25 protein-coding genes are annotated in these 24783 nt (G+C 38.3%); 13 read left to right on the forward strand and 12 right to left on the reverse strand.

The genetic code is table 11. The features are described 5' to 3' along the window. Positions 1 to 251: 251 nt before the first annotated feature. Entirely contained in the window at positions 252 to 1286 is a 1035-nt protein-coding gene (srmL, locus tag JKG64_RS11740; RefSeq protein ID WP_210354500.1) for a PheS-related mystery ligase SrmL, read from the forward strand. Positions 1287 to 1438: 152 nt separating this feature from the next. On the opposite strand, the gene JKG64_RS11745 is transcribed toward srmL, so the two are convergent. Further along, complete coding sequence (locus tag JKG64_RS11745) at positions 1439 to 2200, reverse strand: class I SAM-dependent methyltransferase (protein WP_210354501.1); 762 nt, start codon at positions 2198 to 2200, stop codon at positions 1439 to 1441. 726 nt (positions 2201 to 2926) lie between these two features. Here JKG64_RS11745 and JKG64_RS11750 point away from each other — a divergent pair. Next, positions 2927 to 3376, forward strand: a complete 450-nt coding sequence (locus tag JKG64_RS11750; protein ID WP_210354502.1) for a protein-disulfide reductase DsbD domain-containing protein — start codon at positions 2927 to 2929, stop codon at positions 3374 to 3376. A gap of 190 nt (positions 3377 to 3566) precedes the next feature. Here JKG64_RS11750 and JKG64_RS11755 read toward each other — a convergent pair whose 3' ends face one another. The 5 genes from JKG64_RS11755 to JKG64_RS11775 form a co-directional block, all read right to left on the reverse strand. Beyond that, positions 3567 to 4019: a GNAT family N-acetyltransferase gene (locus JKG64_RS11755; RefSeq protein WP_210354503.1), complete on the reverse strand. Its 453-nt coding sequence runs from the start codon at positions 4017 to 4019 to the stop codon at positions 3567 to 3569. Positions 4020 to 4064: 45 nt separating this feature from the next. Further along, positions 4065 to 4514: a GNAT family N-acetyltransferase gene (locus tag JKG64_RS11760; RefSeq protein WP_210354504.1), complete on the reverse strand. Its 450-nt coding sequence runs from the start codon at positions 4512 to 4514 to the stop codon at positions 4065 to 4067. 149 nt (positions 4515 to 4663) lie between these two features. Beyond that, positions 4664 to 5110 (reverse strand): DUF695 domain-containing protein, encoded by a 447-nt coding sequence (locus JKG64_RS11765; protein WP_210354505.1) that lies wholly within the window; start codon positions 5108 to 5110, stop codon positions 4664 to 4666. Between the two features lie 407 nt (positions 5111 to 5517). Next, positions 5518 to 6060 carry a hypothetical protein gene (locus tag JKG64_RS11770; RefSeq protein ID WP_210354506.1) on the reverse strand — a complete coding sequence of 181 codons (543 nt, stop codon included), beginning with the start codon at positions 6058 to 6060 and terminating at the stop codon, positions 5518 to 5520. Between the two features lie 218 nt (positions 6061 to 6278). After that, positions 6279 to 7136, reverse strand: coding sequence for a KilA-N domain-containing protein (locus tag JKG64_RS11775; protein ID WP_210354507.1), 858 nt, complete (start codon positions 7134 to 7136; stop codon positions 6279 to 6281). A gap of 337 nt (positions 7137 to 7473) precedes the next feature. On the opposite strand from JKG64_RS11775, the gene JKG64_RS11780 reads away from it, so the two are divergent. The 9 genes from JKG64_RS11780 (at position 7474) to JKG64_RS11820 (ending at position 14329) form a co-directional block, all read left to right on the forward strand. After that, positions 7474 to 8511: a sensor histidine kinase gene (locus JKG64_RS11780; RefSeq protein WP_210354508.1), complete on the forward strand. Its 1038-nt coding sequence runs from the start codon at positions 7474 to 7476 to the stop codon at positions 8509 to 8511. Positions 8512 to 8516: 5 nt separating this feature from the next. Beyond that, on the forward strand, positions 8517 to 9269 hold the full coding sequence (locus JKG64_RS11785; RefSeq protein WP_210354509.1) for a LytR/AlgR family response regulator transcription factor: 753 nt from the start codon (positions 8517 to 8519) through the stop codon (positions 9267 to 9269). A 102-nt stretch (positions 9270 to 9371) separates the two neighbouring features. After that, a complete protein-coding gene (locus JKG64_RS11790) occupies positions 9372 to 9878 on the forward strand; it encodes a cupin domain-containing protein (protein ID WP_210354510.1) in 507 nt (168 codons plus the stop codon). A gap of 10 nt (positions 9879 to 9888) precedes the next feature. Beyond that, a complete protein-coding gene (locus tag JKG64_RS11795) occupies positions 9889 to 10974 on the forward strand; it encodes an alpha/beta hydrolase (RefSeq protein ID WP_210354511.1) in 1086 nt (361 codons plus the stop codon). 15 nt (positions 10975 to 10989) lie between these two features. Then, entirely contained in the window at positions 10990 to 11703 is a 714-nt protein-coding gene (locus JKG64_RS11800) for a carboxymuconolactone decarboxylase family protein (RefSeq protein WP_210354513.1), read from the forward strand. 32 nt (positions 11704 to 11735) lie between these two features. Then, entirely contained in the window at positions 11736 to 12794 is a 1059-nt protein-coding gene (locus JKG64_RS11805; RefSeq protein ID WP_210354514.1) for an alpha/beta hydrolase, read from the forward strand. 10 nt (positions 12795 to 12804) lie between these two features. Continuing rightward, a complete protein-coding gene (locus JKG64_RS11810; protein WP_210354516.1) occupies positions 12805 to 13278 on the forward strand; it encodes a cupin domain-containing protein in 474 nt (157 codons plus the stop codon). 107 nt (positions 13279 to 13385) lie between these two features. Continuing rightward, positions 13386 to 13610: a CDGSH iron-sulfur domain-containing protein gene (locus JKG64_RS11815; protein ID WP_133582987.1), complete on the forward strand. Its 225-nt coding sequence runs from the start codon at positions 13386 to 13388 to the stop codon at positions 13608 to 13610. Between the two features lie 278 nt (positions 13611 to 13888). Continuing rightward, positions 13889 to 14329 (forward strand): zeta toxin family protein, encoded by a 441-nt coding sequence (locus JKG64_RS11820; RefSeq protein ID WP_317195846.1) that lies wholly within the window; start codon positions 13889 to 13891, stop codon positions 14327 to 14329. A 288-nt stretch (positions 14330 to 14617) separates the two neighbouring features. Here the strand turns inward: JKG64_RS11820 and JKG64_RS11825 are convergent, their stop codons facing one another. The 6 genes from JKG64_RS11825 to JKG64_RS11850 all read right to left on the reverse strand — a co-directional run bounded on the left by JKG64_RS11825 (position 14618) and on the right by JKG64_RS11850 (position 19904). After that, positions 14618 to 14833, reverse strand: a complete 216-nt coding sequence (locus tag JKG64_RS11825) for a DUF1456 family protein (RefSeq protein WP_246512579.1) — start codon at positions 14831 to 14833, stop codon at positions 14618 to 14620. A 483-nt stretch (positions 14834 to 15316) separates the two neighbouring features. Beyond that, entirely contained in the window at positions 15317 to 16393 is a 1077-nt protein-coding gene (locus tag JKG64_RS11830) for a PDDEXK nuclease domain-containing protein (protein WP_210354518.1), read from the reverse strand. Between the two features lie 255 nt (positions 16394 to 16648). Further along, on the reverse strand, positions 16649 to 17791 hold the full coding sequence (locus JKG64_RS11835; RefSeq protein WP_210354520.1) for a TlpA disulfide reductase family protein: 1143 nt from the start codon (positions 17789 to 17791) through the stop codon (positions 16649 to 16651). A gap of 35 nt (positions 17792 to 17826) precedes the next feature. Then, a complete protein-coding gene (locus JKG64_RS11840; RefSeq protein WP_210354521.1) occupies positions 17827 to 18387 on the reverse strand; it encodes an ORF6N domain-containing protein in 561 nt (186 codons plus the stop codon). A 380-nt stretch (positions 18388 to 18767) separates the two neighbouring features. Further along, positions 18768 to 19301 carry a hypothetical protein gene (locus JKG64_RS11845; RefSeq protein WP_210354523.1) on the reverse strand — a complete coding sequence of 178 codons (534 nt, stop codon included), beginning with the start codon at positions 19299 to 19301 and terminating at the stop codon, positions 18768 to 18770. 18 nt (positions 19302 to 19319) lie between these two features. Beyond that, positions 19320 to 19904 (reverse strand): helix-turn-helix domain-containing protein, encoded by a 585-nt coding sequence (locus JKG64_RS11850; RefSeq protein WP_210354525.1) that lies wholly within the window; start codon positions 19902 to 19904, stop codon positions 19320 to 19322. A gap of 906 nt (positions 19905 to 20810) precedes the next feature. Between JKG64_RS11850 and JKG64_RS11855 the strand changes: the two genes are divergently transcribed. Together JKG64_RS11855 and JKG64_RS11860 are read left to right on the forward strand one after the other, a co-directional pair. Beyond that, positions 20811 to 21596 carry a TlpA family protein disulfide reductase gene (locus JKG64_RS11855; protein ID WP_210354527.1) on the forward strand — a complete coding sequence of 262 codons (786 nt, stop codon included), beginning with the start codon at positions 20811 to 20813 and terminating at the stop codon, positions 21594 to 21596. A 3-nt stretch (positions 21597 to 21599) separates the two neighbouring features. After that, complete coding sequence (locus JKG64_RS11860) at positions 21600 to 24782, forward strand: SusC/RagA family TonB-linked outer membrane protein (protein WP_210354528.1); 3183 nt, start codon at positions 21600 to 21602, stop codon at positions 24780 to 24782. Position 24783 lies beyond the last annotated feature (1 nt).

The following is a 24783-nucleotide window of genomic DNA, read 5'->3' on the forward strand; positions in this document are numbered from 1 at the left end:
AATCAGCTGAAATTGAAGGGATAGCTTTCCATACAGTTTAGGAGGTCTTTTCAAAGCGATAATAGTACGTTTAAGTAGTGAATTGTAACATCAATATATTCTTCTTCTTCTTTTTCTTTTTTGGCCCCCCAGGGCCGAGATAAACTACTATGTCCGTTACGTACGGATACCAACATAACATTTTTACTTTACGATTTTTTAATAACATGCCCTACGACAGGATTGTCGTGGAGTGCGATATAATAATAGATATGAATAATATCCCTAAGACTATAAACGATAAACGTAGTCTCAAATTACACAACAATGAACAACATCCAGTCTGTCAGCTAAAGCATAAAATACAATCTTATTTTCATGACTTCACCACTTTTGATAACCTGTCCGAGGTCGTGAGCACCAAAGGAAACTTTGACGAGTTGCTCTTGCCCGAGGATCATCCCGCCCGATCAGCTAGTGATACCTACTATCTGGACTCCGATCAGGTCTTACGTACCCAGACTTCGGCCCACCAGAACGAATTATTGAAGCAGGGGCATAAGCAGTTTATTGTTACCGGAGATGTCTATCGAAAAGATACCATAGACCGTACACATTATCCTGTCTTCCATCAGATGGAAGTAGTTAAGATACTGCCAAAGGGTACAGATGCCCTGGCTGACTTAAAGGAGACCCTATCTGGACTGATCACGTATCTCTATCCGGGCAAGACCTACAGATTCTTAGACGATTATTTCCCATTTACGGATCCCTCCATACAGATCGAAGTTTATCAGGATCAGGAATGGATGGAGGTTCTCGGAGCGGGAGTAGTTCATCCTACAATCCTAAAAAATTGCAGTATCGATGCTACAGGCTGGGCTTTCGGTCTGGGCTTAGATCGTCTAGTGCTATCCTACTGCGATATTCCAGATATCCGCTACCTGTGGACCACAGACGAGCGTTTTATCAATCAATTCAAAGAAGGCCTAGTTCCATTTCGGGAGTATTCCAAATATCCACCCGTTTATAAGGATATATCATTCTGGGTTAACAATTATAGGGACAACAGAGAGGGAGGATGGTCAATGTACAATGATTTTTGTGAGATTATCAGAGAAGAAGGGACAGACCTTATCGAAGCCGTTGCTTTGCAGGACAGATACGAAAAAGGTGGGCGAACATCACTCTCTTATCGGATTGCCTATCGCTCAGCAGAGCGTACCCTGTCCAATGAAGAGATCAATAGGATACAGCAAAAAATCAGAGATGTGCTTTCACAACGATTTGATGTTGAATTAAGATAACAGTACACTTATTACAGTCAATAAGAATACCTGAAGCGAGGAGCTTCAGGTATTCTTAATTAATCAATTATTAACCTAAACTATGAATACTGATATTTTATTACAATTTCTAAGCCGATAGTATTATCTATTTTGACGTTAACATTATGTATTTACCGACCTACATAGAGCATCGTGTCGTATTTAAAGATCACCTTTCCATTCTCTTGGTAGCTGTCAAAGAGTTGTTCTAGTGCATTCATTACCACATCATAGTTTTTGTCCCCTTCTTTTGGGGCATAAGAAGAGGAGCGGAGTCTTCCTTTTAGTTCTGTTAGATTGAAAATCTGCTGATTGTCCAATTCAATCAATTCCATTACCTTGGGTGCTAAAAAAGAACGAATCTCATCTACATTTATATTTTTTTGCGTCACCTTAGCATACTCTGGTATTAATTTTCTCATTAGACGTTCGTATTTCTGTTGAAAAGGATCCTGTATACTTCTTTCATTCCACGCCAACACCATGGTTCCTTCGGGTTTTAAAATTCGGAGAAACTCTTTCTTCGCCTTTTCGAAATCGAACCAATGGTATGCTTGTCCACAGAAGATTAAATCTATGGACTGATCTTCTAAAGTAGTTTCCTCTGCTGTACCATTTATAGGTTTGAAATTCTTATTACCATCAAAAAAAGCTTCGCTAGCCTGTCGCATTTCTAAATTAGGCTCCACTGCGTATACCAGATTCCCGGCCTCTATAAATCGTTGAGAAGACAGTCCGGTTCCGCTGCCGATATCTGCCACGATAAAGTTACTTTCTAAGCCTATCGTCTGAGACAGTTTTTCGATCATCTCTTTAGGATAGTGAGGCCTATATTTCACGTAGTCAGATACCCGGTCTGAAAATCTTGTTGTATTTGATTTATTTGTTTGCATAGCTCTGTAAACGATTAGCGTAGTTTCTAATTTAAGGCTAAATGACGATTAATTCAAGTCAGGCCTATCTTAATTATAAAAAGATAGGTTTTCGTAAATCAATTTCAGTGTTCCTCGATTTCAGCATCTTTCATCCGATACAGTTCGTCCTCCCTACAAATGTAAAATGTAGGTATATTCAACAAAAAAATACCTGAAGCGGGGAGCTTCAGGTATTTTTAACTAACCAATTATTAACCTAAATTATGAATACTGATACTATTGCAAAGTGTATGCCAATTCTATGTTTGCATAGTAAAACAACATAAAGGTTATAATTCTTTTGTGCAGACAGCATGGTTTTACTGTTGTCGAATCTTCTGACACCTCATTGGAAGAGTTTTTCTTCGTACAGATGTTTGTCTATCAGTATGTTCGGTTACTGACGAATAGCACTTACTGATCTCTAATGGTAAAGATGGTATGTTCTATAATGGCTTTGTCTGATATACTGCATCTTTCTGTAACAATGACGTATCCGTTACGGAAATTGTAGGTTGTATATCGAGATTATTTGAGATCAACATTTTATATTTATCATTAGATTAAAAGATCGATGACCAGAAGGCCGACTGTATTATCAGATCCGGAACAAAAAAAATATTTAACTCCTATAGACGACAGATTAAATGTGAAAGCTTAGCGAACACGCATCGGGATTAATACAAAAAACTAAAATATATAAAAATGAAAAAATTAAATTTATTACTATTATTATTGACTTTGACGGTCTATGGTGCACTAGCTCAGATCCGTCAGCCTGTGAAATGGTCAGTAGCCTCTAAAAAGCTAAACAGTAAGGAAGCTGTCGTTTTTATAAAAGCTAGCATTCAGGACGGTTGGCATATTTATGGACTAAATGTCCCTGAGGGAGGTCCTATTTCTACAGTATTTACTTTCCAACCATCAAAAGACTATACTACTGTGGATAAAGTAACCGGGCCGGCACCTAAGAGTAAGTACGAAAAGGATTTTAAAATGAACGTCCCTTATTACCAAAAAGAAGTTACTTTTCAGCAGAAGGTAAAGCTTAATAAAGACCAGACCTCCATCAAGGGAATGGTATCATTTATGTCCTGCGATGCAAAAGAATGTCTGCCTGAAGATGAATATCGATTTAGTATTGCAATAAAATAAGTTAAATACTTCCTTTAAGGATTTAGTGTGTGGTTATTCGAGATACTTGATAATATCAGTACACCATGTTCTGTAAAAACATAGAAGCATTCAAAAAGCTCTAAATCGAGCCTATGATATAACATAACGAAAGCTGTTTCAGATTTGGGACGGCTTTTTTGTATCTTATATTTTTGGTTAAAGACACCAGCTAAAAGATCATACCAGTATCGCTATACTTCATTAAGTAAGAAGACTCCTCCTCAGCTACGGTTCTAAAGCCTAGGCTTATATAGAGCTCCTGTGCTCTATTCACTTTTAGAACACTGAGGGATACCGATCTGTTTGATGCGGTGGCCTCCTGGAGGATGGCTTGCAAGACCGATCTGCCAATACCTTTATTTTGATACTCCGGAGCGATCTGAATCTGTATAATTTCTATATCATCGATCTTACGGTCAGCTTTAAGAAGTCCGATTGCCACCTTGTCCAGTTCAATTATATAGGCCTGGTCAAACTTATAATTTATCCGCTGCAGATGTGCTTCCTGGGATACAGGTAGGGAAGAGGCTGTTAGATGAGGGTCCATAGTTTTGGATCTCAGCTCTAATAGAAAGCTTTTATCACTGTCAAGGGCCGGCCTGTAGTTTATATTTAAGTTCATCTTTGCATGATAATAATATCAAGATAAAGAATAAAAGCTAGTCCATTATACCAATACCCTATAGATTCTAGATTCGTCGCCCCATGGGTGATAACCTTGTGCGATGTATTCAAAGCCCAGTTTCTCATAATATCCGATATGCTCAGTACTAAGATATAGATGGGCAAATCCAAATTGTTTTGTGTTCGATTTTATATGCTCAATGAGGATATTACCGTAGTTATTCCCCCTGTGTTCTTCATTGATGAATAAAGCGCAGAGCCATGGGTACAGGTCCATACGGCTTATGAAATCGTTTGTAATTAGTCCCGCACAGCCGATTATCTCGCTATCTTTTTCGAGCAGATACCATTGCGGTAGTGATTGTGCCGCACCTATACAGTTTGCGATACAATCCTGATAAATGATGGGAGCCACCTCAGGCCAGCTGCCTTGAAAATATTGGATGGCCACATCTTTATATTCCGGATTTTCTCGTACAGAGATTATTTTCATATTGTTTTGCTACTATATTATTCTATCCTTTTAAGTCTGATATATTGGGCCAGTTTAAATTGTAAGCTTGAATAGCCTTTATCCAGTTTTCACGATGCGTATCTAAGGATATACCGTAGTCGTAGTGGAGCAATCTGGGCATAAGACGTTTAATTTAGAAGTCCTTCTACATTTTCCCAATCCGCATCGTCACGGATTTCGCAATTAAAATTAACCAACCTGTTTGGATCATCTTCGATTTCGTTGAATTTATCAATTGAATTTTCTACATTATCAACATACAATTCCAGGTTTAGTCCGATGTCTGTTGTAATCCGGGCAACAATATGACAAATACCAACTTCTCTAAGTTTTGTGGTGAAATATTCTTCAATATCAGCAAAATCAAGATCCTTCTTTTGCACATTAAATTCATCTGTCAGATCAATACTAACATAACAGTTGAACATACATTCCTCTTTAAAGGCGTAGTTTTTGTAAGCTTTATCAACCCAATGAGTCGCAGGTTTTCCACTTTCAGTATCCATCATAAAAAGAGTGATGCTACTTGCTGGATATACTTTTTGGCTGTCTGATTTAATCTCTTCCCAATTCATATGTAAATAATTATTCGTGCATTTAATTGTTTTCTCGATGGAACTCATGAATGCTTCGCATTTATTGTAGAATCCGCCAGCTGGTGGATCGATTTGTTTTATCTCTAATTGTTTCTATTACGTGCGCTTTTCCACTGTATCGCACTACGATTGACTGTTTGGCTAAATTAAGGAAAAAAATATAGACTCTTTACTTGCTTTAAAATAGCCGTTTAAATAACTGTACTTGTAATAACCTAATAAAAAATACCTGAAGCGGGGAGCTTCAGGTATTTTTAACTAACCAATTATTAACCTAAATTATGAATACTAAACCTATCGCAAAGTGCGCGCCAATCTTATGTCTGCATAGTAAAATAACATAAAGGTTACGATTCTTTTATAGAGACAATAGCTATACAAGAGATTCATTCCAATCTCTTTACAATTTCCTCTTCGCTCACTTCGGTCATCGTGGAGAGGTCGATTCGATCTCCCGTATCATGGATAGAAAAATACATTCCTTTTTGAAGCTCGATGTCTTGGCTTGCTTCTTTCCAACAGTCAAAAAACCAATTTTCAAAGGCATCGTTCTTTTCGTCAAAATAGCTGTCATATAAGCGGGATTCATCCTTGTCAACATTATCGTCATACCGCTTCATCGTCTTTTCGCTTTCAAAACTGTAGATAGAATTGCGTGTGATTGTTTTCCAATCCTTCTCCGGAAATTTGCTTGGAATGGAAATATGCTCGGTATATTGACTTAAATTTTTGTCCAGTCCATAGAAGGTTAAATCGAGTAGTTCAAAGTCATATTCGAACAGATAAACTACAATATCCTCATTTGTTCTTTTGTATTGATACACGATGCTTTTATCCATCAGAATGTCGCGTATATCGCTAATTGTTTGTTCGGATAAACGCTGCAGATCCTGTTTAAACTGCTCTAAGTATTTTTGATATTCATTCATATTTATTTTCCTCCGACCTTAAATCTGATTTCACCCTTCGAATTCTGCTTTATTATCTTGTTTTCTTCCTCTTCGTATTTCTTTTGAGGTCGCAATTTGCGACCTCAAATCCCCAAACTCTTCATCAGACATTTCAAACATAAATTCCGTAGGAATCCATTTTTCGTTTTAAAAATAATAAATTGAAAATGAACTCCGGAGTGAATCTAGCAATGTTTCTATCTGATCGCTTTTATTTTTTTAATAACCTCACTCTGTAGTAACGATTTCATCTGCGTGATAGCCACCTTATTCAGTTCGATTAATCTATCGCTTTGTTGCACCCCCTGTTGGATGAGTAGTGCATTAATGCTCTCTAGGTTGCTCAATACCACCAGTTGTTCTATGGTAGCATCATCTCGCATATTTAACTTCGTTGAGGACTTCGTCGTTCCTTTCAGATCGGGGTTCGCTTCCCGCCATTCCTTGGCAGTAACGCCGAAGAGAGCCACGTTAAGCAGGTCCGCTTCTGTAGCATACACAAGTCCAGCTTGTTGCTTCGTGATTTCGTTCGGTATGATGTTCGTTTTTATAGCATCAGTGTGTATCTGATAATTAACCTTAGCCAGTGTGCGTTGTAGATTCCAATCCAGTTTTAGTCGGTCGTTTTCATCGTCTTTTAGACGTTGAAACTCTTTAATTACATAAAGTTTGAACTCGATTGAAATCCATGAAGCGAATTCAAGTGCGATATCTTTGTGAGCAAAGGTGCCTCCATATCTGCCTGATTTGGAAATTATCCCTATGGCATTTGTACTTTCAATCCATCGCTTTGGAGTCATTACAAAGCTATTCAATCCAGCTTGTTTCCTAAACCCCTCGAATTCGAGGGGTTTAAAATCTGGGTTGTATATCATTTCCCAAAAACCTAAAAGCTCAATCGTATTCCGATTTCTAATCCAGTTTTGGATGATAGAATCTGTATGTTTTTCATCTTTATGACGTGCGATGTCAGTCAGGAATATGAAATCCTCATTTCTGTTTTGATACAGTAATATGTCAACACCTTTAACATTAATCTTTTTGTTTTTACTCATAACTCACTTAAGTTTAATATAATACTTTGGTGATGCTAAGGTACATATAAAAATAATATACTAAAAAAATTAGCTTTATTGTTCGTATTCTATTTTCCTCCGACCTTAAATCCGATTTTACCTTTAAGGTCACAGTTTGTGACCTTTTTTCTTCCTTCTCATGCAAGCAGTCGATGTATTCGAAAAGCAATTTTATATTTTGATCGTAGACTCTCTGTTTCTTGGCAATTTGTTCTGCGGTGTATCAACCAATCTCATTCATTCGCTTTCAATACCCCATTTTTCGTTTTAATCTCCGTTTGCATATAATGAAGTTACAAATTCGTAATTTTAGTACATGCGAGATACCTCAGTTGACAAAACATATGATCTCTTAGATAGATTTAAGACCTGGCAGTTACTGGGTTTAGCAGTGCTGTCTGCTCTTTTTGTAATCTATCCCGATATTACGTGGTTACCTTATGAGCTGAAAGAATTGGCCGGAGGTGCAAAAACCGAACGGATCACCTTATTGCTGATCCGTTACAGTTTACTTTCTACATTGATCTTCTTATTGGTCCGGTATAACTTAAAATCGTTGCATAGCATTACACTTTCTAAACGATTCTTTATTAATCTATTAATTACTTTTATTGCATTTGCCCTATACGGGGGGATATCTTACCTACTTCTGGTAAAAAACAGGCATTATGGAAGCCTTGTACTTTTTCAGTTTTTCATTGTCGCTGTATTGAGCACGTTGGTTGGTCACATTGCGATGCTGTATCTCGACCAAAGGAAAAAAGATAAGGAAATCGAGGAACTCCGAGTACAAAATTTACAGAACAGCTACGACGCATTGACTAATCAGATCAACCCTCATTTTTTCTTTAACTCGCTCAATGGCTTAGCGTCACTCATCCGTAAGAAGGAGGATCAGTTGACATTGACCTACCTCGACAAGTTGTCCGATGTATTCCGATATATCCTACAAAGTCATAAGAAAGGACTCGTTACACTTGCAGAAGAACTAGTCTTCGTCAATTCCTTTCAGTACATGATGGAGGTGCGCTTTTCGGATAAGTTGCAGTATCAAATCGAAATTGAAAAGCGTAAACTTAATCTGAAGATTCCCGTGCTCTCCATTCTCCCGTTATTGGACAATATTGTGGTGCACAATGTGGTAGATAGCGATCACAAAATGCTGGTCAGGATATGGTTAAACGAAGAGGACGAACTGTGTATTTCTAATCCAATTTATCCAAAGCTCGTACGCCCTACGACCAATGGCACAGGACTTGATAATCTGGAGAGTCGATTCAAGTTATTGGTAGGGCAATCTGTCCGTGTATATGATGATGGACAGTTATTTACCGTTATATTACCTCTAAAATAAGCGCTATGAGAATCTTAATTGTCGAAGACGAAACTGCAGCATATGAAACCCTGGTAGAGATTCTAAGAGAAATTGATCCTACGATAGCGGTAGTAGCCAATACAGAGAGCGTGTCACAGACTATTAAATGGTTGAATGAGAATCCCCCACCTGATCTTATACTGATGGATATCCACCTATCGGATGGATCATCCTTTTTGATCTTCGATCATATTACCGTAGAGGTACCCATTATTTTTACTACAGCTTATGACGAGTACGCTATTGAAGCCTTCAAGGTCAACAGTATAGACTATCTCTTAAAGCCTATAAAGAGCCAGGAGTTGCAACGTGCATTGGGAAAATTTAAGAAATTATCGCAACCTGACATTCTAGCCTACCTTTCGCAAATAAGCAATTTAAGTCCCGCAAAGAGTTATAGCGAACGTGTCTTGATTCCTGTAAAAGATAAATTGTTGCCAATTCCGGTAACAGAAATCTCCTATTTCTATACGACAGACAAGCATACCGTTATACAATTAAAGGATGGGAAGCAGTATCCCTACAGTAAGACCTTGGATCAGATCTTTCAAACATTAGATCCTGCGTTATTTTATCGTGCGAATAAGCAGTTTATCATTGCGCGTCATGTCATTAAAGATATCACGATTTGGTTTGATAGTCGCCTACTTGTCACATTGAATAGCGATGTACCAGAGCCTATCTATATCAGCAAAAACAAAGCTGTAGCCTTTAAAGACTGGATGATAGCTGGTTAATATTTTCGCTTTTATATCCTAGTTTTTCGCTTTGGTCGGCGTATATATAAATGGAGAGACTATTATTTCGAAGTTTGTCTTAGTTTAAAAAAGATAAAGCATATGAAAAAGTACATTTATATAGTAGCATCGATAGTCGTATTGACAATAGTAGTTGGTTTTACAAGCCGTCACCTAAATGGGATGCACTGTACAGAAACTGTAATGTTTACTGATTTGGCAGAAGCTCCAATTGATTCCAAAAACCTTCAAGGGCAAGGTGTATTTCAAGAATTGACAACAGATTTATTATATACAGACATTCGAGTGGCCAACTATCAACTCGCTGCAGGTAGTTATTTTAATTGGCAGTCATTACCAGGAGGTAGAGTTTTAATGGTAACGGAAGGCGAAGGTTATTATCAGTCTAAAGGCAAGGAAGCTATCGCAATACGCAAAGGCGATCGTATAGAGACTATCCCAGGACTATATCATTGGGTTGGAGCTGCGCCAGATTCTCAACTTACATTTATTAGTGTGACTTCGCAAAAGTCCAGTGATTTGATTAACTGGCATGAAGCTGTTTCGGCTGAAGAGTATCACCAAGTAGCATCTATTGTAAACAAATAATTCGATTTCTATGGAAAGCAAAACAAGAAAACACATCCTTCTATTCATAGTCGCCTGTGGTCTATTCAACCCCCTTGTTGCACAACAGAAAGCAGGAAGATTGCTTATCGCAGAGCAAGGAAGCTTTATGGTGGGCGGTACGCAGACTGTTGTTCCAGGCGCATTTTCCGTAGACAATGCGTTAAAACCAGAGGGACAGACTTATCATGGCGACCACGCCTATGTGTTCTATCAAAAACCTGTAAAGGCACGTAAACTTCCACTAGTCTTCCTACATGGTGCGGGACAGTCCAAGAAAACGTGGGAGACTACAGCAGATGGTCGAGAGGGTTTCCAGAATATATTTCTACGTCGCAACTATACCGTTTACTTATTGGATCAACCGAGACGAGGTGAAGCTGGTAAAAGTATGGTTGAAGGGACCGTAAAACCAACTGCTGATGAGCAGTTTTGGTTTACGCAGTTTAGACTTGGTAACTATCCAGACTATTTCCCAAATGTTCAATTTCCGAAAGATCCGCAATCTCTCGAGCAGTTTTATAGACAGATGACTCCCAATACAGGAGCTTTTGATACGAAAGTCGTAAGTGATGCAATCTCTTCCTTATTTGACAAAATAGGCGAGGGGATATTGGTTACCCATTCGCAGGGGAGCGGTCCGGGTTGGATGACAGCTATCCAAAATGATAAGGTAAAAGGCATTGTCGCTTATGAGCCTTACAGCGGTTTTGTGTTTCCGAAAGGAGAGCTTCCTGCTGCGATCCAGTCCAGTGGACTGTTTGGAGAATTGAAAGGAGTAGAAATCTCGGTAGAAGATTTTAAAAAGCTAACTAGGCTTCCGATCGTTGTTTATTACGGCGATAATATTGCTAAAGAGCCAAGTAAGGTTTGGAATATGGATCATTGGCGCTCAGGGTTAGAGATGGCTAGATTATGGGCCACTACCATTAATAAGCATGGTGGAGATGCTCAGGTTGTGCACCTTCCTGAAGTCGGTATCAAAGGCAATACACACTTTCCATTTTCAGACCTCAATAATATCCAAGTGGCCGATGAATTATCAAAATGGCTACAGGAAAAAGGTTTAAGTGATTAATATACAGTGAATATCATGAAGAAATTACTTTATTCAACCATATTACTATTGACACTATTTATTACCGCAACCCTAGCGAATGCACAAGAGACGGATAGCTTGAGTAAACAGCAGGAGTCTATTGTGCAGATAGCTGCATTGACGGGGAAAGGCGCTTTACCAGCCTTAGCTACCCAACTTCATATAGGTTTAGATGTTGGATTGACCATCAATCAGATAAAAGAAGTTATCATTCATACCTATGCTTATGCCGGTTTCCCACGTAGTATCCGTGGATTACAAACCCTCTTGACTGTTCTGCAAGACCGTGAAGCGAAAGGAATAAAGGATAAGTTGGGTGCAGAGGCATCGCCTATACGTAGTAATGCTCCTAAATACGACAGAGGTAAAGCCATTTTAGATTCCCTATTAGGTACTCCTCAAAATGGGCCTCAGACTGGCTACTCGGCATTTGCTCCTACGATAGAGATTTTTCTCAAAGAACATCTATTTGCAGATATTTTTGAACGTGATGTGCTGACCTATGCCGAGAGAGAGTTGGTAACTATTGCTGTATTAAATAGCATAGGAGGGGTTGAGCCTATGCTCAGATCGCATTTTGGTATCTGCTTAAATGTTGGCTTGACAGCGGCACAGTTGAAGCAATTTATAACAGTTATAGAATCCACTATTGGAGAAAAGGAATCCCAGGATGCGCAGAAGGTCTTGGATGAGGTTTTAAAAAGTTAAATCGAGCAAACAAGCTCATAGAGAGTCAGTATATGAACAAGTTATCATTAATCATCGCATTGACAACTATAACATTTATGAATATAGCAAATGCACAAACTATACAAAAGCGATATGAACAAAATCCTTTTACATTGGTTTATGATGGTGCTATTACCAAAAATGAAAAAGGTAGAGTAAATATCCAACCCGTAACCTATAAATTAAACGGAAACGACATCGCTGCAAACGTATATTTGCCTGCCAATTATGATTCACAAAAGAAGTATGCTGCTATAACCGTAGCACACCCCAATGGCGGTATCAAAGAGCAGACCGCTGGTTTGTATGCGCAACGATTGGCAGAAGCTGGGTTCATCGCGATAGCAGCCGATGCTACTTTTCAAGGGGCAAGCGGAGGGGAACCTCGCCATACCGACAAACCTTTCTTCCGTGTCGAAGATATTCGTGGCATGGCCGATTATATCAGCCAATTCCCAGGTGTCGATACCGACCGTATAGGTGCATTGGGGATTTGTGGTGGTGGCGGTTATACGTTAAAAGCTGCGCAGTCGGACAAAAGGTTAAAAGCCGTGGCAACTTTGAGTATGTTCAACTCCGGCGAAGTCCGTCGTAATGGATTTCAGAATTCGCAAATAAATACGGTAGCACAACGTATGAAACAAGCTTCTGATGCGCGCAGGCAAGAAGCTGCGGGCGGGGAAGTGCTTTTTTCCGGCGTCGCTAGCATCACGGACGAAGAGATCGCTAAGACCAGTACCGATCTGTACCGTGAGGGCTACGAATATTACTACAGATCACATGCGCATCCCAATTCTACTTTTTTATATACGACCAGTAGTCTGATGGAACTAATGACTTGGGATGCTACGGATCAAATAGAGCTTTTAGATCAGCCGTTGTTAATGATATCCGGAAGTAAATCGGACACCAAATACATGACCGACGAAGCATTTCCTAAAGCCGTAAATGCGAAAAGTAAGGAGATGTTTCTAATCGATGGCGCTACCCATATACAAACATATTGGAAACCTGAGTATGTAGTGCAGGCAGTTGATAAACTAGTAGAGTTTTACAGAACAAATATTTAAAGATATTTTTATGGCAAAGATTAACTATTTCCTTCCAGCTATTGCGCTGTTCTTTGTAGCATGTGATAGCAATCAAAAAGTAAGCAAACAAAACAGTCAAGACCCCAAGGTATTCCCTCCTGGTGAAAGGATAACCAATACTAATTTTACCGGAGAGGTTTATTTGCATAATCTAATAGCTGCCGATAGTATAAATCAAAATGCGGTAGGCAGTGTCACTTTTGCTCCAGGTGCACGTACCCATTGGCATTCTCACCCCGGTGGGCAGATTATATTAGCTATAGAGGGAGTGGGGTATTATCAGGAACAAGGTAAAGAGAAGGTAATCGTCAGAAAAGGAGAGGCTGTAAAATGTCCAGCAGATATCCCACATTGGCACGGTGCCAGTGCCGATACAGCCTTTGTGCAGGTCGCAATCACGGGTCGGGATAAAGGAGAGACCCTGTGGTTAGAGCCAGTCACTGAGGAAGAGTATAGCAGATAAGATTAGCTTTTTAGATCTCTTAAGAGGAACGCTTCTAAATTAGGGTTGAGATGCTGAATAATGCTACATTTTGATTAGTCTTGTAATTAATATTTTTATTAATTACAATGTCAAAAACAAAACTCACTATTAACAATAACGGATCAGTAAAGATCGAAGGCGATTTCGAAATCGTCGATAAAAGCGGTAATGCATATGGACTTCAGGGCAGGACCGTACTTTCTATCTGTCGTTGTGGACTATCCAAGAACAAACCCTTCTGTGACGGTTCCCACAATGGTCACTTTGAACACGAGGCAGTAGCTTTTGATCTCCCTCCCAAAAAAGTATAGACAGCTTTTGTAATCAACAAAGATTACAAGCGAGTTTTTAAATCCGACAGTGTCTTATAAAACAACTAATATTTGACACTGTCAGATTTACACTTTTTAATACGTTTTAGGATTACTATCCCCAATACTCCTGCTTGTTTTATACATTCAAGTTCGTAAAATCTACGTTTTTCTAAATTCACTTGTATAGACAATAGCTATGCAAGAGATTCATTTCTTATTATCCCGAAATTCTTAACTGTAAAGAGTTTGTCAATGCAGATAATATCGCAGCAGGGATATCCCCATTTAATCCAGAGAGTGTTGCTTTATCGGCAGGACGTATTATGCTGGAGCGAATCCATGAGTTGATAAAAGAGGGCGCCGATTTTGCATTTGAGACTACCCTGTCAACAAAGAGCTATCGAAATCTTGTTCTCGACGCCCAGAAGAAAGGTTATACCGTCACACTATTGTATTTTTGGTTAGATTCTCCTGCTTTGGCGATGCAACGCGTCAAAAAGCGTGTAGAGCGAGGCGGTCACCACATTCCAGATGGTGTCGTCGAGCGACGGTACCATAGAGGACAGAGGAAAACAAATGAAGATTTAAATAATAGTAAAGCCGATTGGGCTGAAAAAATTCGGGGGGGCGTACAAAAGGCACTTCGAAAGCTCGCTGAAGAAAGTGCAACCAAAGGTGAGAGCTTGGTCGTAAAGATAGATGGCGAGATTAGGTAAGTTCCTGCTAAGGAGCTTTTAGCTACTCTTCCATAAAATAGTAATATACAAGCCTAGATGAATTCGTCTTTACAGTAATATAATTACGTCGTAATATAAAAATGAATTTTGTTGCCTCTTCAACCATTTAGAGTTTAATATAGAGAAAATATAATATTACGAGAGCCGTCCCGAAATCAATTCGGGACGGCTCTTTTTATCGTAAGATGTTTTATTTGTAGGGACTCCAATGATTGAAGCGGTATTAGAGGGAAAGGCTTTCTTGTATTAAGTTAAAAGTCCATCAGCCTATGACTTCGAATTGTTTCTAGGACCACGTTTATATATGATTAGTCCGTTAAGGAAATTTCGGAGCAATTGATCGCCACAGGGTTTAAAATTGGGATGGTCATCTTTACGGAATATTGCCCCCAGCTCCGTTTTTGTTACTCTAAAGTCTACTAAGGATAATACCTCAATAATATCGTCATCTGTAAATTTTAAAGCTACACGTAGCTTTTTCATAATATCATTATTACTCATACTGTAAAAGTATGAAATATCCATGTATACTGACTGCACAAACACGAATTGCCGCTAGGCAGCACGTATACCATTTACAACAAAATGTGTACAATATAGCTTGGGTATTCCATCTCGAAACAAGTTGGTGGTCTTTAATAGATCATTTACAGTCCTATTCGATTATCAAAAAAAATACCTGAAGCGGGGAGCTTCAGGTATTTTAACTAACCAATTATTAACCTAAATTATGAATACTAAACCTATTGCAAAGGGTGTGCCAATTCTATGTCTGCATAGTAACAGCGGGATTTTCTATTTTAGAACTCTCCTAAATTCGGAGAGAGGTCACGTCAAAATTGAGGTTAATCGAGAAAGTCTTTTTAATTCGGTATCATTCATTATTTTAGTAACAGACAGTTTATAAGCGACTATTAAAAATCACATTTGTATAATAATATTACTGCTTTTGCGAACAAATAATCTTTATTGATTATTCTCAACGAACAACTCATGCAACTTCTGTTGCAATAATTTTTTATCGGGTAATTGCATTTGGTATTCGGCAACCATTGTAGGCGAAAGGCTTCTACTTAGCGCATATTCTACCACTTCGCTGTCTTTATCTTTGCATAATAGCACACCGATACTCGGGTTTTCATTGGCTTTTTTCACATCACGATCCAAAGCTTCTAAGTAGAAATTCAATTGACCCAAATGTTCGGGTTTGAATTTATCAGCTTTCAGTTCAAAAGCTACCAAACATTGCAAACCACGATGGTAAAACAATAAATCGACATAGAAATCAGAATTTCCAACTTGAACTTTGTATTCTTCGCCGATAAAAAGGAAATCTTTACCCAATTCTAAAATGAAGTTTTTCATTTGAAGGATTAAGCCTTTTTGTAAATCACTTTCATTGATAGGTTCGGGAAGATTTAGGAAATCAAAAATATAACTGTCTTTAAAAATATTTTGAGCTTCATGATGAATTTCTCTTGGTAGTGCTGAGAGTTTTGTATTTCCAATCATGGTACGTTCGAAAACGGCAGAGTTAATTTGACGTTCTAATTCTCGTTTACTATATTTTTCTTGAATAGTTAATCGAATATAAAACTCTCGTTCTTCCTCTGTTTTACAACGAGAAAAAATGATAAGATTATTCGTCCAACTTAGTTGAACCAAAATGGTTTTTTTAATATCTTGAGGTTGAAATTCAAATTGTGTCCCCACTGGTGAGACAATTTTAGTTTCTTGATTTTCTTCACTTTGCAATTGTCTCACCACTGGGGCGACAAATTCAACATTGGCATACATTTCATAAAACTGAACCATTCTATACAAATTAGCACGATTGAAACCTTTCAATTCTGGATTATTCTTTTGAATGAATTTCGCTAATTCTTCCACCGTTTTGTCGCCCCATTCTGCAACATAAAGTTTTTGTTTTATATAAGCTCCGATATTCCAATACAAGTTTATCAACTCGACATTTACGGCTTTAACCGCATTGTTTCTAGATTGTTGTATTAAGAGAATGATGTCTGTAAACTGCTGTTCCATGTTGATTTGAATATGTTGTGAAATTACAAATTATTGTTTTTGATTAACTGCTTACTGCGATTAATTTACGTATTGCTCTACTGCTTTGCCTAATTCTTCGCTAATCACTTTGGCGTAAATCTGTGTAATTTCTTACTCCTGATTTCCTCGGGGTTATAATTGGTTTATATGTTACTGTCTCATTCCGCTTCTTTTAGATAATACTTTCGTGCATTCACATCAATGAATCATTAAGGCTGATAAGCCATTTAGACCTTATTCCAAAGGTAACGCACTTAGTTTCTTTAGCAGCTCTTCACCTTTTAAGCCTCTACCTATGATTTTACCATTTGGGTCTATTAAAAAATTATCAGGGATTCCCTTTACCGTATAAAGTTTAGCTACTTCATTATCCCAACCTTTTAGATCAGAAACTTGCGGCCAGGTTAGCTTATCTGATTTTATGGCATCTATCCAGCGTTCACGCAATTTTTCATCATCGAGAGAGACACCTAGAATCGTAAAGTTTTTATCTTTATAGGCTTCAAAAGCTTTCACCAATGTCGGGTTTTCATACCTGCAAGGACCACACCAGCTAGCCCAGAAATCTATCAGCACATATTTTCCTCTGAAATCCTTTAGCGATATAGGATTGCCTAAAGTATCCTTCTGTGTAAAATTAGGTGCTGTCTGTCCAATTTTGGAGTTTTCGAGATTTTCAATAATGGTACCAAGTTCTTGGCCAAGCTGGATGTTTTTTAAATCAGAGCTTATACCGGCCCATAACGGTTTGAGTCTTTCAAGTCCTATTTTTTCATACGAGTGCATGAGTCCAATTAAGCTACCAAAGCTATGCGGATTATTTTTGACGAACTCAGATATTGTATTGAGTTTTTCTTCTTCTAATTTATTGTATTCTGTGCTAAAATTGTCTAGTGCAGATTTTTCCATATCACCTTTATCTAGCGCTGCATAATATCTATCATTCCAATCATGTTGTTTTGCTTCAACTTGGCCTAGTAATCCTTTTAACCTTTTGAATTCATCGTTCACAAGTGAGCCTTCAACTTGAGCATCTTCTATCTGATGGTTGGACTTGATTGTTATATTCGAAGGCTCCACCCAAAAATTGATTTCATCGGTAATACTTTCCGTTTCAGAGTTTTTGAATGTTAAACGCGCTATAGTACCTGATGTCGCCATCCCCTTAAGACTAAATACACCATTTTTGACCAATGTAGAATCAACTTTGCTTTCTCTCTCAAACTCATAGGTTAAAAAGATTTTAGTATTTTCTTTCAATGAATCTATTTTACCTTCAATGGTGAAGTGCTTTTGTTGCGCAAAGGAGGTGTTAGTTATTGCAAATGCGAAAAGCGCTATAAATAGAGCTTTTGCTTTTTTTAGATTATGATACATTGGTGTTGCTCTAATTGTAATTGTATAATTTAGTTTTATTTTCCTCCGACCTTAAATCCGATTTCACCTTTTGAGTTCGGTTTTGTCTCTCTTTTCTCTTCTTTCTCCTGCAGTCGGTCGATATATTCAAACAACAATTCGATATTCTGGTCGTGGCCTCTCTGTTTCTTAGCGATTTGCTCCACGTTGTATTTTATTTGAGATATTTCAAGTTGCACTTGTGTATTAGTAGCTATGGCTTTACGCAATTGTACAAAGGCTCTGACAAGCCTTATACTCATTTGTGTTGCGATAACACTTTTTAATACGTTAGCGAGCATAAGCACTCCATGTTCATTAAACGCCTGTGGGTTGACACTTGAATGTTTCAGTATATCGAACCGGTCACAATTTGTGACCAGTTCATTTTTTTCTTCAGTTGTAAGTTGGAAACGAAAGTCCTCAGGAAACTTGTCAATGTTCCGTTTCACAGCTTGGTTCAGTGCTTTAGTTTCTACATTATAAAGCTCGGCCAGATCTCTGTCTATCATTACCTGCTGATCTCTGATGATGAAGATACGGTCTTCGATAATAGTTATTTCCGATACATTACTCATAACTCACTTAAGTTTAATATAATACTTTGGTTATGCTAAGATACATGTAAAAATCAATACACTAAAAAAATTAGCTTTATTGTTCGTGTTTTATTTTCCTCCGACCTTAAATCCGATTTCACTTTTCGGATTCAAGAGAAGCTGAAAAGCAGGTTGCAAATAAATACAATGTGCGTTCCATTCCGTCCACTTGGCTTATAGATCCAACCGGTAAAATTATAGCCAAGAATTTGAGGGGAGAGGACTTGCAGAAAAAACTTGCAGAGATATTTAAATAGGAAATTAAGTAGATTGTATGCTTAAAGAATGACCGTTCCGAATTCAATTCGGAACGGCCATTATGTTTTTAGCCATTTCGTATGAGTTTTATTCACAGAAGTTTAAAAATTCTGTCTTTGGGATTCAATTGAACATAGCTCCTCCGTTTGTACAAAAAGCTCGTTTAATGTTTCGTTCAACTGTCTGAACCTAAAGCTAGCCCAAAGAGCAGGACAAATAAAAAAGAAAAAGATTGGTAATGCCGTTGTGCTAATAAGATGCCACAGCGAATTTATTTCATATGTGAAGAAGAACAAGATAGAAAAGATCGAAATAATGGAGTACCATATTTTAAATCCTGGGCTGATGCCTTTTATATGCACATCTATTTTGAATCCATTTTCTTCATCTGTAAAGTAGCCGTATGCGATTGGTTCCAGGGAGAATCCTTTTGCAGGATAAGAGATCTGAAAGTCTTCAAAGTTTACTAAACCTATCAAATCATTATTTGGGTATGCGTCATAAGCAGACTGCGTGAGGCCTCCAACATCACCTGGAGAAACGGATTCCTCTAATTTGTTGACAAATTCTATTTTATTGCATTTCGAATAGAAATTGAAGTCTCTTGTGAATTTCAAACGACCGTTTGTTATCATGATTTGGTTCCAACAATATTAGCTAATATCAGTCATCTTGATGATTTTTCCGTCATGAGAAAACTCAAAGATAGATTTAGCATTTAGGCTTATTTTTTCTCCGGCTTTGGTTCCATTTGGAAAATCCATCGCGGCAATGGCCTCATAATTTATTTCTACTTCTGTTGTATTGCCATTATGTGAGAAAGATAAAATAGATTGTTGTCTTGTTGAGAAATAAGTAAGAGCCTTTTTAGCTTGTTTTTCAAATTCTTTTTTTCCTGATAAAGTAAGAGTGTTTTCTCCTCCTACGATATTTACAAAATATAAATCTGTAGATAGATCTTCGAGCATTGAAGAAACACTTTTGTTATTATACGCCAAAATGTAATTTTCTATTACAGATTCCTTAATCCAGTCGCTTACATAGAGTAGAGAGATTAGATTAACATTAAGAAAGTGAGCTATTTCATCAAGTGTTTTCAGTGTCGGCTGTTGTTTGTTATTTATCCAGCGGGAAACAGTTTCTTTTTTTATCTTAAAATGTTCTACAAGAGTTTTGTCCTGTAATCCCTTTTCATCTAAAACTTCTCCAATTCTATTTATTTTCCTTAACGTCTTCATTTTATGTTTTATTTGTTGATTTTTAAAATCAACTTTTGTATATTTGTATTGTGATAATTACGACTTACTTAACTACTATGTAGAAAAGTAAACGATGTAACTCTCGACTTGGAAAAATCCGGCTATAAATTTGTCCTAGAGAGTGCAACGTAGGGTCGTCCATTATGTCTGGAATTATTCTATATTTGTAGATAATCCAGCGGACGGCTCTTTGCGTCTGTACTTTTATGGGCTGGGTTTTGATTCTATCATACCCGTAAGGTTGTTCTTAGCCGGATTTCCTTCAAGATAAAAGGAGCAAAGACCGTTCAGCTGGTATTTACTTTTAGAGTACATCGTTCACATAAACTTTATAAATTATGAGAACGAGAATTAAAACCAACAAAATCCACCTTATACCGATATCCCATCGGTCGGCATGGTATTCCCAACTTTTACATTTAAAGAACGTACCGGCATCGCCGGAGTAGACTCCATTCAAGATATTATAGAGAAGGGGTATTAATGTGCTTTAAGTGACAGATTCCTCCACTTCGGTCGGTTACTTGTCCCGATTTCGGGATGACGACAAAAGTGAAAAGAGGTTGCTCTTAATAACAGGCATCACCCTATTTCTGTAAACCGACCCCACATATGAAAACACTATTGTTTGCACTGGTTAGAAATCGGTTACTATCTATTTAAATTCGCACCTTAAAGATAGCCTAGATTTTAAATACAAGCAAATATTGTGTGTTTTAATTTTATCGCATTGCGATAATTTGGAGGTCGGTAATTTTAATTATTTCTAGAATGGATGGTATAAAGCCGATTATAAACCAATACTAACCGTAAGATCCATTCAGAAATCGTACTAGATTTTTGAATCTGTAATAGCATTGTCTATTACATAACGTAACCGGAAAAATGAAGAATTTTTTAAGGGGTGGGAGAGGTATGCTCTCTCAGGCCGAGAGTGGCCCATACTTTTTACCCGCAAAAAAGTATGCAAAAAGCTCGTCGCTGAAACCACGAAGTGCTCTGCGAAGCAAAACTTTTGACACAGCGTTAGTGCATTCCACTGCAATCGTCAAAAATTTTGTAGGCGACATTTTTAGAAAATGTACTGATGTACTAAGAATATTTAATAGTAACGCGAAGCTTCTAGTTTCAACGATTTTCTGTGTGTTGTTTAGTTGGTCTTTGGTTTCTCCTGCTTTCGGGCAGGAGGCCGATGGCCTTAATAAAGTGCAACCGCTAACGATTGGTAGCAAGGTGCCTAATGAATTTTGGACACACCAGCATCTGTTCTATATAAATGGTGATACAGTACGTCAATCATTAGAGGAGCACAAAGGCAAGCTGCTCGTACTGGATTTTTGGATGTCTGGGTGTACAACCTGTTTACGACATCAAAAAGAAATCAATGTTTTTAAAAAATCATTTGCTGACAAGCTCGCGGTGGTGATGGTGAATAGTAAAAAGACCAAAGAAAATTTTGAAAAAATAGACTGGGCTGTTCGTAGTGATAGATATAAGCAACTAGACATAGATCACTTGGAGTCCATAATAGAAGATACATACTTGGAGCGGCTTTTTCCCTACCATTGCTTTCCTAGTTACTTTTGGATTAATGAGAACGGAGTGTTACAAACACACACGTTTCGTAATCTTTTGGATAATGGGTATCAAGCCCCATACATAGAAAAGTAATCGATGAGAGTTTTTTTTATCATGGTTTGCATATTGCTTAGTAGTGGAGTGCAGGCCCAAACCTTTCTGAAAGGAAGGGTAATAGATAGTTTTAGAAATGGACTTTCAGGAGTGTCGATTCATATTGAAAAAGACGATAAAACCGTCAAAACAAATAAAGATGGGTATTTCGAGATTATCTCAGATTTAAAAAATGGGAATTTGGTATTTCGACATTTGGGTTATAAGGAGTTTATCAAGCGTTTTACTGCCTCTGATGTTGATATTGAGATCCTTATGTCTTTAGTTGAAAAACAGATCGAAGCAGTCGAAGTCGTATCGACAGGATACCAAAAGTTACCGAAGGAGCGGGCTACTGGAAGCTTCGTACAGATTGACAGTGCCCTGATAAATTCTAGAGTAGTACCAAATATCCTAGATAGACTGGATGGTGTTGCGCCTGGCCTATTGTTTGATAATCGAGGGAGTTCGCCTCAGTTGCATATCAGAGGGATCAATACAATGAGCTCAGCTTTTTCTCCTTTAATTGTATTGGATAATTTTCCGTTTGAAGGAGATATTAATAATATAAATCCGGATGATATAGCTTCAGTTACTTTGCTTCGGGATGCTGCCGCTACTTCGATCTGGGGCGCTCGGGCCGGAAATGGTGTGATTGTAATCACATCAAAGGGTGGGAAGTACGGTAGACCACAGCTATCTTTCTCAGCAAATACTTCTCTTTCGGAACGGACAAATCTGTTTCGCTATCCAACTATTTCCTCTTCTGACTTTATAGATATAGAGAGGATGCTTTTTGAAAAGCGACACTATGATAACACGTATAATAATGCAAATTCGAGGCTGTATGTTTTTTCGCCGGTGGTAGAGTTGTTGTATGCTATGGAGCGCGGAGCACTAAGTCCTGAAATCGGAGAACAAGAAATAGACCGACTGCGTGCATATGATTACAGGAATGATCTTGAGAAGTATGTTTATCAGGAAAAGAAAAGCCAACAATATAATCTATCCATGACGGGTGGTTCTGATAAGTACAGATACAGTTTATCAGGAGGTTTAAACAAAGAGGATGGAGAAATAAAGGGAACGTCTGCAGATCGTTATAGCTTTAAATGGACAAATAATATCCGCCCATTTTCGAAATTGAATATCGGAGTTAACGTGTTATTGGCCAATAGGGAGATAAAACAGGTCAGAGCTGCATCATTGTATCCGTTGAATCCGATGGGTGGCAAATCTTCGATGTATCCCTATGCTAGGCTGGTTGGTGAGGAGGGCCAAAGTTTAGCTGTACCGAGAGATTATAATATCCATTTTGTGGATAGCGTCGGAAGCGGTGCTTTAATGGATTGGCATTTTAAACCCTTAGATGATATTACAGAGGCTATAAGCAACACAAAGTCCCGATATACCAATCTTGGTTTTCAAATGGATTATGATATTTTTGACTGGTCTAAACTAACTGTACAGTACGGTTATGAGCAGGAACTATCCGATCTAGAAGACCTTTATACCGAAAACTCCTACTTTACCCGTAGTCTAGTTAATAGGTTTACGCAAATTTCTAACGGGGCTATGACCTACGCCATTCCTAAGGGTGCGATTATGGATCGGAATAGTAGTCGCATGCACAGTCATAGGTTACGTGGACAATTGGCTATAGATAGACAGTTTTTTGAGAACCATTATCTCCATCTCTTTGCAGGCGCAGAGTTTTCCAATAAACAGAGTGAAAGTGCCTCTTTCCGTAGCTACGGTTATAATCCTGATATATTAACGCATCAACAGGTGGACTATGTTAATACGTACCCTATGTTTGCAGGGATTGGTGGTAGGGCACGCATACCGGCATATGGCGGCTTCGGTGGTATGACCACCCGATTTATATCCATGTATCTGAATGCAGGCTACGATATAGGTAGGCAGTTTACGATTACAGCATCGATGCGAAAAGATGCCTCGAATTTATTTGGGGTTCGTACCAATGATCGATGGAATCCGCTTTGGTCGACAGGGGCGATGTGGACGATCTCTGAGAATAAGCTGTTTAAAGAAATGACTTGGTTGGATCTGCTCAAATTTCGCTTGACGTACGGTCACAGTGGAAATATAGCAGGAGGGGCTCATACAGAAACTACGTTGACCTATTTGCCCAATGCACAATATACAGGCGCCCCTTATGCATTGATCGCCAACCTCCCCAACCTGGATCTGAAATGGGAAGATGTACGTATGACCAATATGTCGTTGGAGTTTTCACTGTGGAATAGAAAGCTGTCTGGATCTTTGGAATATTTCAACAAACTATCAACGGATTTGATTTCGGGCAATCCGATAGATCCTACCACTGGATTTATTGCTGTAAATAGAAACGTAGCGGAGTTAAAAGGTCACGGAATAGACCTCTCTTTAAGTAGTCAGGTGAAAAAAGGCAATTGGTCTTGGAGCGGATCGTTTTCGCTGTCTTATGTTAAAGATGTTGTAACGAAGTTTTACGGGAATATTGGCGCGACGAGTACCTATGTGACTGGTTCCGGGTCAAAACTTACTCCGTTAAAAGACAAGACATTTTACCCTGTTTTTAGCTATCGGTTCGCTGGACTAGATCCTACAAATGGTGATCCACAGGGATATTATAAAGGCGAGATTTCTAAGAATTACAACCAGATGATGCGCGACTCACTACAATACTTAAAATATCATGGCTCTGGGCTATCTCCATATCACGGTATGTTACAAAATACGCTGTCTTATAAAACCTTGGAGTTATCGTTTAACATAGCTTTCAAGTTTGGACATTATTTCCAGAAACAAAGTATAGGGTACAGCGGCCTTTTTAACAACTGGGCCACCCATTCTGATTATTACGATCGATGGCAAAAGCCAGGAGACGAAGTGAATACGACAGTACCTTCAATGGTATATCCTGCCGATGCAAATAGAGATAGCTTCTATGCACGTTCAGAGGCTAATATCGAGCCAGCAGATTGCATTAGGTTTACGGATCTACGCTTAAGCTATGGTTTTTCATCCGGTTTTTCCCGACGAAAAATCCATTGGCAGGTATTCGCTTTGGCCAATAATTTGGGATTATTATGGGCAAAAAATGATGCCGGAATTGATCCTGAGTATGAATACAGTCCCCCTGTTAGAACATTCAGTTTGGGATTGAAAGTAAATTTATAAA

Origin of the sequence: Sphingobacterium tabacisoli (assembly GCF_017908035.1) — a bacterium.
Classification (GTDB): Bacteria; Bacteroidota; Bacteroidia; order Sphingobacteriales; family Sphingobacteriaceae; genus Sphingobacterium; species Sphingobacterium tabacisoli.

Bases quoted from the DNA above. Each gene is read 5' to 3' on its own strand.
- JKG64_RS11760 (WP_210354504.1), bottom strand. From the start codon at position 4,514: ATGAAAATAATCTCTGTACGAGAAAATCCGGAATATAAAGATGTGGCC.
- JKG64_RS11770 (WP_210354506.1), bottom strand. From the start codon at position 6,060: ATGAATGAATATCAAAAATACTTAGAGCAGTTTAAACAGGATCTGCAG.
- JKG64_RS11850 (WP_210354525.1), bottom strand. From the start codon at position 19,904: ATGAAGACGTTAAGGAAAATAAATAGAATTGGAGAAGTTTTAGATGAA.
- JKG64_RS11745 (WP_210354501.1), bottom strand. From the start codon at position 2,200: ATGCAAACAAATAAATCAAATACAACAAGATTTTCAGACCGGGTATCT.
- JKG64_RS11855 (WP_210354527.1), top strand. From the start codon at position 20,811: ATGAAGAATTTTTTAAGGGGTGGGAGAGGTATGCTCTCTCAGGCCGAG.
- JKG64_RS11795 (WP_210354511.1), top strand. From the start codon at position 9,889: ATGGAAAGCAAAACAAGAAAACACATCCTTCTATTCATAGTCGCCTGT.
- JKG64_RS11830 (WP_210354518.1), bottom strand. From the start codon at position 16,393: ATGGAACAGCAGTTTACAGACATCATTCTCTTAATACAACAATCTAGA.
- JKG64_RS11780 (WP_210354508.1), top strand. From the start codon at position 7,474: ATGCGAGATACCTCAGTTGACAAAACATATGATCTCTTAGATAGATTT.
- JKG64_RS11755 (WP_210354503.1), bottom strand. From the start codon at position 4,019: ATGAACTTAAATATAAACTACAGGCCGGCCCTTGACAGTGATAAAAGC.
- JKG64_RS11835 (WP_210354520.1), bottom strand. From the start codon at position 17,791: ATGTATCATAATCTAAAAAAAGCAAAAGCTCTATTTATAGCGCTTTTC.
- JKG64_RS11800 (WP_210354513.1), top strand. From the start codon at position 10,990: ATGAAGAAATTACTTTATTCAACCATATTACTATTGACACTATTTATT.
- JKG64_RS11790 (WP_210354510.1), top strand. From the start codon at position 9,372: ATGAAAAAGTACATTTATATAGTAGCATCGATAGTCGTATTGACAATA.
- JKG64_RS11775 (WP_210354507.1), bottom strand. From the start codon at position 7,136: ATGAGTAAAAACAAAAAGATTAATGTTAAAGGTGTTGACATATTACTG.
- JKG64_RS11765 (WP_210354505.1), bottom strand. From the start codon at position 5,110: ATGAATTGGGAAGAGATTAAATCAGACAGCCAAAAAGTATATCCAGCA.
- JKG64_RS11785 (WP_210354509.1), top strand. From the start codon at position 8,517: ATGAGAATCTTAATTGTCGAAGACGAAACTGCAGCATATGAAACCCTG.
- JKG64_RS11845 (WP_210354523.1), bottom strand. From the start codon at position 19,301: ATGATAACAAACGGTCGTTTGAAATTCACAAGAGACTTCAATTTCTAT.
- srmL (WP_210354500.1), top strand. From the start codon at position 252: ATGAATAATATCCCTAAGACTATAAACGATAAACGTAGTCTCAAATTA.
- JKG64_RS11860 (WP_210354528.1), top strand. From the start codon at position 21,600: ATGAGAGTTTTTTTTATCATGGTTTGCATATTGCTTAGTAGTGGAGTG.
- JKG64_RS11840 (WP_210354521.1), bottom strand. From the start codon at position 18,387: ATGAGTAATGTATCGGAAATAACTATTATCGAAGACCGTATCTTCATC.
- JKG64_RS11815 (WP_133582987.1), top strand. From the start codon at position 13,386: ATGTCAAAAACAAAACTCACTATTAACAATAACGGATCAGTAAAGATC.
- JKG64_RS11805 (WP_210354514.1), top strand. From the start codon at position 11,736: ATGAACAAGTTATCATTAATCATCGCATTGACAACTATAACATTTATG.
- JKG64_RS11810 (WP_210354516.1), top strand. From the start codon at position 12,805: ATGGCAAAGATTAACTATTTCCTTCCAGCTATTGCGCTGTTCTTTGTA.
- JKG64_RS11750 (WP_210354502.1), top strand. From the start codon at position 2,927: ATGAAAAAATTAAATTTATTACTATTATTATTGACTTTGACGGTCTAT.
- JKG64_RS11825 (WP_246512579.1), bottom strand. From the start codon at position 14,833: ATGAAAAAGCTACGTGTAGCTTTAAAATTTACAGATGACGATATTATT.